This window comes from Pseudomonas sp. B2021, assembly GCF_018135665.1.
GTDB lineage: Bacteria > Pseudomonadota > Gammaproteobacteria > Pseudomonadales > Pseudomonadaceae > Aquipseudomonas > Aquipseudomonas lactis.
The window spans coordinates 2,343,912-2,357,252 of the sequence record NZ_SMOF01000001.1 but is presented as its reverse complement, the minus strand read 5'-3'; the positions used below and the strand labels follow the sequence as shown (position 1 = coordinate 2,357,252).

General features: G+C 58.1%; 8 protein-coding genes. 1 reads left to right on the top strand and 7 read right to left on the bottom strand.

Going from position 1 to position 13,341, the window contains the following annotated elements; all coding sequences use genetic code 11:
• Positions 1-3 precede the first annotated feature (3 nt).
• Both E1K68_RS10720 and E1K68_RS10715 read right to left on the bottom strand, forming a co-directional pair.
• Complete coding sequence (locus tag E1K68_RS10720) at positions 4-522, bottom strand: hypothetical protein (protein ID WP_120248352.1); 519 nt, start codon at positions 520-522, stop codon at positions 4-6.
• Between the two features lie 14 nt (positions 523-536).
• Positions 537-758, bottom strand: a complete 222-nt coding sequence (locus E1K68_RS10715; protein WP_003190416.1) for a PLD nuclease N-terminal domain-containing protein — start codon at positions 756-758, stop codon at positions 537-539.
• Positions 759-1,047: 289 nt separating this feature from the next.
• Between E1K68_RS10715 and E1K68_RS10710 the strand changes: the two genes are divergently transcribed.
• On the top strand, positions 1,048-2,322 hold the full coding sequence (locus tag E1K68_RS10710) for a glycoside hydrolase family 68 protein (protein WP_034127090.1): 1,275 nt from the start codon (positions 1,048-1,050) through the stop codon (positions 2,320-2,322).
• Positions 2,323-2,551: 229 nt separating this feature from the next.
• On the opposite strand, the gene E1K68_RS10705 is transcribed toward E1K68_RS10710, so the two are convergent.
• The 5 genes from E1K68_RS10705 to E1K68_RS10685 form a co-directional block, all read right to left on the bottom strand.
• The gene (locus E1K68_RS10705; RefSeq protein ID WP_212614063.1) at positions 2,552-4,261 is read right to left on the bottom strand and encodes a polyurethanase; all 1,710 of its coding nucleotides are present in this window, start codon (positions 4,259-4,261) and stop codon (positions 2,552-2,554) included.
• A gap of 162 nt (positions 4,262-4,423) precedes the next feature.
• Positions 4,424-4,582, bottom strand: coding sequence for a hypothetical protein (locus E1K68_RS10700; protein WP_158497570.1), 159 nt, complete (start codon positions 4,580-4,582; stop codon positions 4,424-4,426).
• A gap of 6 nt (positions 4,583-4,588) precedes the next feature.
• Positions 4,589-9,778 carry a DUF6543 domain-containing protein gene (locus E1K68_RS10695; protein WP_212614062.1) on the bottom strand — a complete coding sequence of 1,730 codons (5,190 nt, stop codon included), beginning with the start codon at positions 9,776-9,778 and terminating at the stop codon, positions 4,589-4,591.
• Between the two features lie 85 nt (positions 9,779-9,863).
• Positions 9,864-11,816 (bottom strand): M3 family metallopeptidase, encoded by a 1,953-nt coding sequence (locus tag E1K68_RS10690; protein ID WP_212614061.1) that lies wholly within the window; start codon positions 11,814-11,816, stop codon positions 9,864-9,866.
• A gap of 251 nt (positions 11,817-12,067) precedes the next feature.
• Positions 12,068-13,318 carry an MFS transporter gene (locus E1K68_RS10685; protein WP_212614060.1) on the bottom strand — a complete coding sequence of 417 codons (1,251 nt, stop codon included), beginning with the start codon at positions 13,316-13,318 and terminating at the stop codon, positions 12,068-12,070.
• Positions 13,319-13,341: the final 23 nt, after the last annotated feature.

The window sequence follows — 13,341 nt, the reverse complement described above, 5'->3', positions numbered from 1 at the left end:
CGTTCAAGGGTAGATGAACTGAGAAAAGCGCACGGACGCGCCCGTTTCTGGTCGCGACACCTGGGTATCCACGCTGCCCACCGTGTCGCTGCGCAAGGTCAGGTACAACACGGCCTGGCCGGCGCTGTCACTCAGCATCCAGACGCTCACACCCTCCCCGGCCGCCCTGGCCTTGAGCGGCTGAGGCTGCAGCATCTCGATATTGAAACCGCGCAGCAGCTCACCGCTCAACTCAATCTCCAAGGGCTCTTGGGCCTTACCTAGCACATGAATCACCAGCCCATCGGAAGCGCCATTGCGTAAAAAGCGTTGGTACTCCACGCGCAACTGCCCATCGGCACTGCGCACCTCACGGGTGCTCAGTGGCCCGCTGGAAAACAGGCCCGCCAGGCTCAGCCCGATCAACACCAGCAGCGCATACCACCCCACCCGCTCAAAGCGCCAGACCTTGCGCTGCAAGGCCATGTTTTCCTGCACCGGATAATTGCGGCTGTGTAAGTCGTCAGGGTCTGGGTTGTTCATAGCCGGGCCCGGACTCAACCCTTGCTGTGCTCGGGAGAAGACGGTCCCTTGGTGACACCCCGTGGGCCGGCAATCGCCCATATCGCGGCGCCCAGGAACGGCAGTACCACGACTACCGCACTCCAGCCTGCCTTGCTTGCCGAGGCGTTATCGCTGCGCCAGATGCTGTTGATGATCCACGCATCGAGCAGTACGAGGATAACTGCCAGGCCTATCCAGAAGTAAGTGGTTTGCATGATGCACCTCCAGGTTATGTAACTTTTGGTGCGCGGGTGCGGGCAGGGTTCATTATTTTTAGGTTCTCTGCCTGGCGCTTGGTTTGCCGCCATCATGCGGGCAACTTCGCCGATCTACTTAATGATCGAACCTCTTCAAACAAGACAAGCTGAAACGTCTCAGCTCCTATAAAAAGCCAAATCATGCACAAATGCATTTTTTGCCTTGACCACGGGAATCGAGTCTTCTAAAGTCAAATCACTGTATATGAATACAGTAATTTGATTCCCTTCATGGACGAGACTTACTATGAAAAGCACCCCTTCGAAATTTGGCAAAACACCCCATCAACCCAGCCTGTGGACCCGCGCCGATGCGCTTAAAGTGCATGCGGACGACCCCACCACCACCCAGCCGCTGGTCAGCGCGAACTTCCCGGTATTGAGTGACGAGGTGTTTATCTGGGACACCATGCCGCTGCGTGATATCGACGGCAACATCACCTCCGTCGATGGCTGGTCGGTGATCTTCACCCTCACCGCGGATCGCCACCCGAACGACCCGCAATACCTCGATCAGAATGGCAACTACGACGTCATCCGCGACTGGAACGATCGCCATGGCCGGGCAAAGATGTACTACTGGTTCTCCCGCACCGGCAAAGACTGGAAGCTCGGCGGCCGAGTGATGGCTGAAGGGGTTTCGCCCACCGTGCGCGAATGGGCCGGCACGCCGATCCTGTTGAACGAGCAAGGCGAAGTAGACCTGTACTACACTGCCGTCACGCCCGGCGCGACCATCGTCAAGGTGCGTGGCCGCGTGGTGACCACCGAGCATGGCGTCAGCCTGGTGGGCTTTGAGAAGGTCAAGCCGCTGTTCGAGGCGGACGGCAAGATGTACCAGACCGAAGCGCAAAATGCGTTCTGGGGCTTTCGCGATCCATGGCCGTTCCGCGACCCGAAAGACGGCAAGCTGTACATGCTGTTCGAAGGCAACGTGGCCGGCGAACGCGGCTCGCACAAGGTCGGTAAAGCCGAAATCGGCGACGTGCCGCCAGGTTATGAAGACGTCGGTAACTCGCGCTTCCAGACTGCCTGCGTCGGTATCGCCGTGGCCCGCGACGAAGACGGCGACGACTGGGAAATGCTGCCACCTCTGCTGACCGCGGTGGGCGTCAACGACCAGACCGAACGCCCGCACTTCGTGTTCCAGGACGGCAAGTACTACCTGTTCACCATCAGCCACACCTTCACCTACGCCGACGGCGTGACCGGCCCGGACGGCGTGTACGGATTCGTCGCCGATTCGCTGTTCGGTCCGTATGTGCCGTTGAACGGCTCTGGTCTGGTACTGGGCAACCCGTCCTCCCAACCGTTCCAGACCTACTCGCACTGCGTCATGCCCAACGGCCTGGTGACCTCCTTCATCGACAGCGTACCGACCGACGACACCGGCACGCAGATCCGTATCGGCGGCACCGAAGCACCGACGGTGGGCATCAAGATCAAAGGGCAGCAAACGTTTGTGGTCGCTGAGTATGACTACGGTTACATCCCGCCGATGCTCGACGTTACGCTCAAGTAACCGGAGGCTATGAGGTAGCGGCTTTGAGCTCGATGACAAACCCGCGGTGAATATTCGCTGCACCTGTGGCGCGGGGGCTTGCACCCGTGGCGGCCGGACAGCCGCCATCGCAGGCAAGCCAGCTCCCACATTTTGGTTCCTGGGGCGTCAGGGAGGTATGTGTCGGCTGAGGGGCCGTCACGGGAGCAAGCTCCCTCGCCACAGGTTCAACAGCCCATTGGGTGGATATTCAGGAAATAGAAATGCCTGCACCATTGAGTTGAGTCATGTTCACGCCAACCAACGTCACAGAATTGTCCCCGAAGGACAGCAGCGCGTTGTCCTCGAACATCGAGACATGGGAGCGGAAATCGTATTGCTGGCCCAGGTCAGGAATCCCCATGAACACCAGTTTATCGCTGCCCTGGTACCCCTCGATCCGGTCATTGCCAAAGAGGCCGTTGAACAGGAAAGTATTGCTGCCACCACCCGACACCATCAGGTCATTGCCCTCCCCACCGACGAACACATTATTGCCCTGGCCACCGATCAAATGATCGTCACCGCCCAAACCGAATAACCATTCCCCTGCAGCATGAGCGGTGAGGATATTGTCCTGCGCATCGCCGTTGGCAGAGGCCGTGTAGGGCGTCAAGGCTGTGCCGGCCAGCAGGCCTTGGCCGGTTACGTTATAGGTGACGTCGTAGGTGCTCCAGGGGACTGAATTCCACAATATGTAGGACTTCTCTTGGCTCACCAGCGCACCAATATCCCGGGTCATACTGATGCCGCCATAGGCGTCGTTGATATAGAGCGTGCCATCGCCATCGTTGGCAAAGCCGAAGCTGGCCAGTGGTTTGTGCAGTTCGAAGACGTTATCGCCCTGCCCGCCCAGCAGGATGTTGTAGCCGCCATCATCGCGAAAACGATCATTGCCGCCGCCGCCTTCCAGGAAGTCATTGCCGGCTCCGCCCTTGAGCAGGTCGTTGCCCTCGGTGCCGAGGATAAAGGTGTTACCGGTGTGTTTTTCAGCGTAGCGGTTCAGGTCTTCTACCCAGGTGGTTTCACGCGCAGCCTCTGTGAGGCTGGAGACCACGATGGTCGAATCCTTGCTCGTCAGGTCGTAGAACTCGGAGGACGCGATACGCCCCAAGCCTTCGATATAACCGCTCAAGGAGTGAGCCTTGGCAACGCCCCAATTCAGCGTATTGGGTAAATGTGCCGAGAACGACGCGTAATTATCCGTAAAGATGACGAGGTTGTTGGCGGCCGAATCCCAGCCCCGGTCGTTACCCCAGAAGAGTGCCGAGGTATTGATGCCTTTGCCATCAATGGCTTTGAACACCGGGTCGTTCTCGTAGCCGATATTCAACACCTGGGCGTCACCCGAACGTTGAGTGGGTGAGGCAAAGGTTACGTAGTTGGCGTCCTGATAAAAACCGCCCCAGTGATCGTGGCTCAAAGTCGCCACGCTGTTGGCGCCCAGTGCGCCGAGGCTATGGCCGGTGACCAGGATGTCCTTGCCGCTCAAGCCCTGGCTCGCGGCGTAACGAGCGACGTTTTCGAGCAGGGCGCTGAAGGCGAACTTGGCGTAATTGGCGGCGTATCCAGGCAGTGCTGCGGCCGCCAGGTCGCTGGCCACATCACCCGCGCCATCCCAGGTCAAGCCAAAGGACGTGCCGCGAAAGGCGATGCCCATGGCAATCAGCCTGCCGCCCCCATCGTACTGCCCGAGAATCTCAACGTTGGCTGATGGGGCCAAGGCGGTCTCGCCCCAAAAGGTGCCTTGCGTGTCGACCTTCTGCGTCACGCCCAGTGCCTGCGCCCCAATAGGCGCCCAGCCACCCGTCGCCAGGGGTTTGCCAGTGGAGTCATACGCGTACTCGGATAAAACCAAGGCATTGTTCAGCAGCGCCTTGGCGTGCTCGCCCTTCATGCTCTTGTAATCGAAAACGCCCATATCCTTGGTCCCTTTTCAGATGACTATCAGATGGCCATCAACTCGCACAGCCGGGGACGATTGAGGGCGGGACGCAGGGGACTGTCAACGGTTATCTAAAAATTGAATAGCGCTCAGCAAGCCGGGCACCCAGCGGCTGCCCCGTGAACCGGCGTTGCAGGGCTACCGCACGCTCGCCAGCAACCCCAGAAACAGCTTGTGATCCAGGGGCGGCGTCACATCGGCATAGATCACCTTCAACACTGCACCGTCGTTGGCGGCAGCGTCTCGCACCGGGTCCTTTTGCAACGGGCTGCACTGCGAGCCTGTAGCCATGAGCATTGCAAATCAGGGCAAATCGCTGGTCAGGCCAACAGGTCTCTCTTTTCGACGTCCCAGCTGTGCAATCAGGTAGGCGACGGAGTCGGCGTTGTTAAGTACCGTCAGGATGCGTTTAAGCGGATCGGTGCGGAAAACTCGCCGGGCATCGGCGAGGGTTTGGGTGCCGGTAACGGTGAGCAGCCTGTCGAGCACATGCTGTGTCGCCGTGCCCTGTGTAGGGTCTGTTTTGAGGCCGGTTGCAATATCGACAACCTGGAACAATTCATGGGTCGGGGTATTGAGCGACAGCCTTGAAAGATGGCGGTTTTCCAGGGTTATTTTAGTGTTACGGCCCTCAGGGGTTTGTGGGTCAATCAGGTCATCAAAGGGATGGGTGGAATGCACGTAAGCCAAGTCCAACGTCTCACATACATGATGAGTGACTTCGTGAATGAGGGTAGTCGCACGGGCATGGACGCTGACATAGAACGGTTTTATCAACAAATGACCGTATTTCAGACCTGGATTGAAAAACACCTCGGTCAAGTACACCAGTTGAAGGGGGTCAGGGACAATCGTAAAGGCCATCAACGTGTGCCCGCCCTGAAGAGCCGGCAACCGCGAACGGCCAATGACAAATCGCGTTGAGTCCGAGGAGGTCAGTGAGGGCTCCATCAACGCAGTGCAGACCGTATCGACGATCTCCTGAATTTTTTCAAGGTGTTCGACCTCGAGCGTCTGCAAGCCGAAAAACGCTTTGATCTGTTTAACGAGCTCAGGTGCAGCAAGGGGGGTTTGTGCGATCAGGCGCAAATTTTCCTGGGCGTTCTTTGCATAAAACGTCGCCAAGGCAAGTGCATCGGTGATAACCCAGGATTCCCGAGCGTAAAGCGCTCGTATCTCGCGCATCCCGCTGGCCAATACATTCATACTGGAGCGCGCAAATGGCTCGGAGTAGAAGCGATTAAGTAATCGTGCAAGTGTGCGTCGCCCCGTCATCACTGGGCCGGCGCTACTGAGCATCCACTGTTGTCGAGGGTTGAGCTGTACCTCAGGACCGACTTCGCCATCACCGATGATGCGCCAACCCTGGCCATGCTTGATGACTTGGAACACTTTCCCTGCCACCGCCGCGTAGTAATGGTTGGAGGTCGATCGGTAAAGGTTGAGTGAGGTGTCTTTGATCAGGTTGGCCAAGCTCGGTTCAAGGACTTCGAAACGCTGGAGCCGGGTGCGGGAAGCAGCGGTAATGTCCAGCGCGGGCCAGGACACCACAGAGGCCGCAGGTGTGGAAGGCGGCGGGATCGGCTCGGGTGCCGGGGGCATGCCGCCCTCTGATACGGGAGGCATGGAATCGCGCAAACCGACCAGCAAGGCAACCCCTCCAATGAAATGCCCCAGTGCCTCATGCCATTGGTGGCTTTGCAGCTCTTCGGAAGATGCTTTGAACAGTTTGAAGCTCTGCCAGACCACCAAGGGGTAAGCCAGTTTTCCGGCAAAAAACACGATGGCCTGCTTCACTCCCTCAGAGAACACGGCCTTGGCCGTCTCCCAGGCGGTGCCTGCATCAGCGGTTTTTTGGCAGCCCAGCAGCGTTGTCAGCAGCTCGACATTGTCGGTATACAACTGGTTGAACAAGGGCGCGGTGATGGGGTTGGATGCCAGTTGGAGAGTGGTGTTGGCTTGGGGTTGCTCCAGTGCGCTGGTCAGTGCCGCGTGGTCAACGGCCGGGACCACCAGCCGAACCCAACGTTGTAAGGCACCAGAGGCTGTCAACTCGGCACGCAGTGCGGCCTCCACCGTGTATTCCTTAAGGGTGTAGCCTGGGCTATAGGGGGCATAAAGGACTAGAGGCCCCTCGTCACCCGAGGTGGGACCGATCAGGTAAACCCCAGGGATCTTGATCGTCTTCCTCCCTCCATCAACCAGCAGTTGCAAAGGGCGGATCATCGCGTTGGCATCCACCACTGTCGCACGAGCGATCGCATCGGGCATGTCCATGATCTGTTGAATGAGCCCGAAGGCCGCCTCTGAAAGCTGGCCTTGCAACCTCATGCCATGCGCGTATTGCATCAGTTGCCACGGCAGTTGCTTGGCGAATCGCGTAGAGCGTTGCGCAAAGTCCGAGCTGGCAGAGCCCAATGCGGATTGGATGTACGTTTGATAAGCCGCGTTGATGTTCAGCGCCTGTGTCCGCGTTTTCAGCGTCTGCCCATCCAGGGTGTCAGGCAGCGGCGTTGTCCCGGTGCTGGCGACGAGGGGCACCTCATCCTTCCAATACGATTGATGACTCAAGGCATAGTCCAGCAGCGACTGATTGCGGGCAGGTGTACTGCCCTGCCCCGGTAGCCCGACTTCGACGTCATCAGGTGCGACGCTGTCCTGAACATCAAGCGCCTTCAGTAAAGTGCGGAGTTTCTTGCGCGTGAACTGAGCCAGGGAGTCGATCCCGTGCAGGTAATCCTGATTGTCGGTGACATTGTTTCGATACTGCTCCAACAATTCGACATAGAGCTGTTGATCGACAGCACTGGCGTTGCCGAACCATTGCAAACCCTGTTGCAGGATCATGGCCCGGACCATGTCCATGGCACGCTGCACGTTGGTGGGCGCCAGGTTTTGTGTGGCTTGAACCTGCCACAGCTTACGCAACTGTTCGACCGACAGTTTCATGGACAGGATGTGCGTCAGCTCACGGTCTTTTTGTTGAGCATAGGTTCGTTGCAAGTGCTCGACGAGGTTATCCTCGATCAGTTCAAGGGAACTGAGCGCATAGCGCGGATGTGAATCCCAATCCGGTTGCGCCAGGTTCGCCAGGAAAGCCTGTCGTTCGTCCGGGATTGCCAGGCGTCGGTCCAGCTCTGCTTTGAAGTGACTCAATGAGTGGAAACTTTCCAGGCCCAACTCGGGTGTCCATAGCAGCGTGCGACCGCAATATTGAGGGTCAAGCCCACCGCGCTCGGTCAGCACGAAACAGTTATTGAGTACCAGCGGGGTACTCTGCCCAGTCGGTACGACCTGCAAAGAAAACGCATCAGGGCGGAACCCATTGACGCCAGTGCGTAAGTCTCTGGCGTAAATACCTAACACGGTCAAAAGCACTTCGTAGTCGAGAGGCAATAAAGCATTGTTCCAGAGCCTGACTTGCACTTCCCCTGTCAAGCCCATCTCCATTGCCTTTCTCAGCAAGGGTTGCATGTTGGGGGACACGCTGTGGGTTCTACACAGGTACTGTTTAAACCCACCGACTGCACTGTTGATCAACGTATTGAAGGTAGTGGCGTCCATGCCTGAGACCTTGGTGGCGGGTTTGCCAGGAGCAGTTGAATAGACGTGCGTGTTAAGCGGATCGATAAGTGGGCCCGCTTCGCCACATAAACGCGCCAGAAAATAGTCGACCATACTGCTCGATGAGAGCAGTTGAGGTTTGTCAGTGTCACTCGAAGGGTTGCTGTATTGGCGTACAGAGAGGCACGCGGCCTGCAAGTGTTGCTGCTTGATGGCGTGCAGTTTGGTATTGAGATAGGTGATAACGGAACGCTCCAGCGAGGGGTGAAACGATAGGTGTTGTTCGATTTCGGCGCTGACATTTTCGAGTAAATGCACAGTTGTGCGCATTGCAGCCAGCGTTGGTGGAATCCTGGGTTCAGTCACCGTCGCCGTCCAGGTCTCTGCCAACTGGGTACTCCAACGCCCCATGGGGTCGAAGGTCAGTAATGTGGGGTCAATCATGCCACGCACATCCAGCACATGATCAACCAGGGCGTCGAGGTCCATCGTGCCCTGGCTAAGGCGATACTGATCAAGGGCGTATTCAAGATTGCGACCTTGTTTTTCGACAATGCCCTCCATGATGCGTTGGAAAATAACCCCGGTGATGGGGGCTTTGGTGACGTCGCAAGCCAGCAGGTCTACTTCGTCATAGCGTTCCGGCCTGGATAGATGTGATCTCCAGGCATCCGCATGCTGCCGCGGGTTGAGACCATCAAGCAGGTGGGTTTTGAGTGCTCCCAACTCGGTAAACGATTGCAGGCCCTGGTGGGGGGTATAGAGCAGCCAGGGCGAGCCATCGTCGCTTTTGTTACTGCTGATGATGAGTGTGCCTGCCAGCTCGGCCGGGGCCTGTTCAGGCTCACTCAGCAGTGCCTTTTCAACATCGATCGCAGGAGCAAGCGTTGTCGCGGGCTGCGCAGCCTTGAGCGGCAAGGCCTGTAGTTGCAGACGCTGCTCAACCGTAATCGTAGTTTGCTGTTGTTGCTCCAACGCCACCGTGAAAAAGGCATTGGCCATAGCATGGGTAAAAAGTTGTAGTCGTGAGAGCCCTGCGGCGGCCGGCAGCGCCCAAAATGTCTTGGGCTGTTGCTTCATATAGGCTTTCAAGCCCCGGGCCAATCCTTGGACTGATACGTCCCAACGCAACTGAACATCAGCTTCCTGAGTAGGCTGCTGGGGGTTGTAATAGCGCCGGGTCTCCCCGGCAGGCCAGTCATTGGCGACGAAATACCTGAGCACGGTTTCGCTCAAGGAGCGGGTGGTCGTATGTCGGGGCGTTGGCGTATCAGAGTTGCCTGATTTTCGGGATGCATCGATGACATAACTCTGCACTTGGATGTGGTGCTGATCGCCCCCCGTAAAAGACTGCGTCAATTCAGTGCAAATGTATTCATCCAGCAGCGAAGTGAAACTGGGCAGTTTGAGCAGCTCCTCGCGCATCAAACGGGCATTGTCGAGCAGGTTGTTGGAGAGGGTCGTATGTTGTGCTTCGAAGACAGCGCCGGCCACGGTGTGTGCGGTAATCGTCAGGGTCGCAGTGGGGGTTAGGGTTAGTTGCTGGGAGATGGAAAGGTAATCAAGCAACGCTTGGCGCTGCGACGCGTCTTTGAGCCACGAACCCAGTTGCGTCTTGAGTGCTTCATGGCTTTCCAGCTTTTCCAGACCACGCGCTGGCGTATAGAGAATAACCCCACCTTCCGGGGCGGGGCTCATGACGAATGCACCTGCAAGTTCAATAGCCGGTTGACCGAGCACGTTCAGCTGCAGGGTCTGGACGTGCATCGGTGCTTTTTGTGCCTGGCGCAAAGCATCGGTGGCCAGGTAAACGGAATCGAACCAGTCAAGGTCCTTGAGGGTAAAGTTACGGGTGCGTTGGCGCTCGCTCAGTTGCGTGCGATCAGTTTGGGTTTCGCTGAAAAAATACGGTGGGGTGTCGGTGCTCATTGAATGCTCTCCATACCGGACTGGCTACTGAAGATCACTCTGGCGTTCCACGTTTCAGCTCAGGGGCTACATATGCACCAGCGCTTCATACCCCGGTGGAATGCCCGACACATCCCGCGCCGTCCCCCCGGAAAAGCGCAAGTGCGCTCAACAGAGTACCGGTATCGCCCTCAGTGATGAACGCGTCCCGGAAGGCTTTCCCGGTCTGCGGGTTGAACAGGCCATCACGCTCAAACCGCTCAAACGCCTGGCGGGCCAGAACGCCGGACCACGTGTAGGAATACAGTTTGGCGCCATAGCTACCCATCGGTTGTTCGAAACTGTTGATCGGACGAGCGCCATCAGGCCACTGCAAATGCCCGACTTCAACATTGGCGTCGGTGAATACTTCATGCGGTGTGCGCCCGTCGCCATAGGTGCGGTGCAACTCGAAGTCAACGAGGCCCGTGAGCAAAATACTGGCGGTTTCCTGACTGGTCTGGGTATGAGCAAATCGGCTCATTTGCGTCGCCATTTTGTCAGGCAAGGGATCTCCCGTCTGCACATGCCCGGATAGATAGATCAGGAACGACGGCGTAAGGCAGAACTGCTCCAGCACTAGGCCGAAGAACTCCGTCGTATCGTGGCTTAATTGGCCCATGCCCGAAATCGCCCGGTAGGGGGCGGCGGACAACAGATGCTGCAGGCAGTGTCCGAACTCATGCAATAGGACCCTCAATTGCAGGTGATCCAGCAAGCAAGGCTGGGCCGCCGTAGGTCGTGGCAACTGGCTGCGCAGCACGGCTATGGGCCGTCGTGGGCGCCCCTCGGCAGTCATTCGGTGATTGCGCAAGCCCATGGCGGCGCCAATTTCGCCGCCCGCCACGCGGCGATAAGGGTCAATAAACAAATGTCCAATCGGCTGCGCGTACTCCCTGAGTTCAAATACCTGCACATCCGGGTGCCAGGTATCGACCGTGGCTTGTTCAATCAGCTCAACGCCGAACAGCGTTTGGGTGAACGTGCACAAGCGTTGCAGCACTGTCTCCAACGGGAAGTAGAGGCGCACTGCGTCCTGGGAGACACCCGCCACGTCCTGGCGAATTTTTTCCGCGAAAAAGTCGTAATCCCACGGTTCTAGCGCATCGACTCCCCGTTGCGCGGCATAGCGTTGCAGTTGTTGTGCATCATGGGCAAATGTCGTGCGTGCCTGATCAATCTGTTGATGCACACAGGCAGTGACCTCATCGGTCGTCTCCGCCATTTGTTCCACCAGCGCCAGCTCGGCGAAGTTGGCATAGCCCAGCAATTGTGCTTTCTGGTGACGACTGTCGAGCAACACGGTCAGAACCGCTTCATTGTCAGTGGCAATGGCGTCAGGCCCCGTGCCCACGGCACGGCTGTAGTAAGCCAGCATCATTTCCTGGCGCAAGGCTCTATGGTCGGCGTAGCTCATCACCTCCTGAAAGGATTGCTTCGAAAGGGTTAATAACCATCCCCCCAGGCCTGCGTCCCGAGCCGCGAACTCCATGCGCGCCAGGGCTGCGTCAGGTAGTCCGCTCAGCAGCGCCTTGTCTTGAATGTGCTTACGCCATGCGTCACTGGAGTCGCTCACACGACGCAGGAACTCGTGGCTGAATTTATCGATTTGCAGGTTCAACGCTTTCAGCCGTCGCTGCTTTTCAGGAGAAAGATCAAGGCCAGCCAAGTGGTACTTGCGCAATATTTTACGCAACGCGCTGTGGCGTTGTTCATTGAAAAGGGTCGCGATCGGGCTGTCGGCAAGTTGTCGGTGCAGTTGATACAGGTCGTTGTTCCCGGCCAACTCAACCCTGTACTGCATGGCCAGCTCATAACTGCGGTGTGATGCCAGCGTCCATGCAGGCCCTTGGGGGTGGGAGTCAAGCAGCTCGATGATTTTGAGAACGCCATCCAGGCGAGCCTCCAACGCCTCCACTGCTTGCACCAGGTCGTCCCAGGTGGGGAATGGGGTCTGGCTGGCAATGATCGTGGCGGTGGTGTTACGACTTTCAGTGATGATCTGCTCAATGGCGGGCACCAAGTGCTCTGCTCGGATGGCAGAGAACGGTGGCAGGTCGTAGGGCAGTAACAGTGGATTGCTTTCATGCATGAAGTCACTCTTCAAAGGTAGCTGTCGAAGCAGCCAGCCTAGGGAGTGAATCATCGTTGGATGGGATAGATAGGTATGGGTAATAGTCTGGTCGGCAGGCTAACTCAATCAACATCAAACCTTGAGCCCCCGCCTTTGCGGGGGCTCTAGAGAAAGTCGAGGCGGTTTGAAAATCCGAATCAAAGGTGCAACGCGGGCTTGGACTCGCGAACGCCATGCACAGAAGGGACCCGAACACGCAGCGCAATCAGCAACGCAGCCAGCAGCATCAGCGCTGCCGCCGCTATGAATACGCCCGCGCTGCCACCGAGGCTGAACACTGCACCGCCAGCGGCGGCGCCCGTGGCGATGGCGGACTGCACAGAGGCCACCACCATCCCCCCGGCGCTTTCCGCCTGATCAGGTACCGCGCTGGCGACCCAGTTCGACCACGCCACCGGCACACCGCCAAAGGCCAAGCCCCAGATTGCCAGCAGTACCGCCTGCCCCGGCAACGAGGGCGGCAACAGCACCAACGCCAGTGCTGCAACCCCGACCAGCACAGGCATTAACACCAGAGTGGCCAGCGGGTGACGCTCCAGCAACTTGCCGGCCAACAGTGTGCCGACGAAGTTCGCCACCCCGAAGCCCAGCAACATCAGCGACAGCCCTTGCGGGCCGATGCCGGTAGTGCCTTCAAGGAATGGCCGAACGTAGGTGAACATCGCAAAGTGACCGCTATGCACCAGCACACAACCGAACATCCCCATGGCGATGCCCGGGCGCTGCAACACGTCCAAAACCGTGCGCAGACGTGCCGGCCGGCGCGGCGCGAGGCGCGGCAACGTCAATGACTGAAACGCCAGGGTCACCATGCCGACCGCCGCCGCTGCAAAGAACGCACTGCGCCAGCCGTACAGCCCGCCCAGATAGCTGCCCAGCGGTACTGCAACGACCGTCCCGATGGCAATACCGCTGAAAATAATCGAAAGAGCCCGAGGCAACAGCGCACTTGGCACCAAGCGCATCGCCACCGCCGCAGCCATGCTCCAGAACCCGCCAAGGGCAATCCCCAGCAAGATGCGCATCAACAGCAGCACCGCGAAGCTGGAAGAAACGGCGACCAAAAGATTGGAGGCAACCATCAACGTGGAAAACCCCAACAACACCCAACGTCGGTCGATGCTGCGGGTCAGGCCTGGCACCAACAAACCGGCGAACAGCGCTACCACTGCTGTCACCGTTACCGCCTGGCCAGCCAGTGCTTCGGACACGCCCAGATCAGTCGCCATCAGTGTTAACAAACTGGCCGGAAGGTACTCCGCGGTCAGTAATCCGAACACTCCCATTGCCAGCGAGAAGACGGCCATCCACGCGGGGACCGCAGGCTCTGCATCCGAGAAGGCGTCGGGATGGCGGTTGGATACGGCATTACACACACAGTCAGTCATTACAGGGATCTCCCAATCATCAT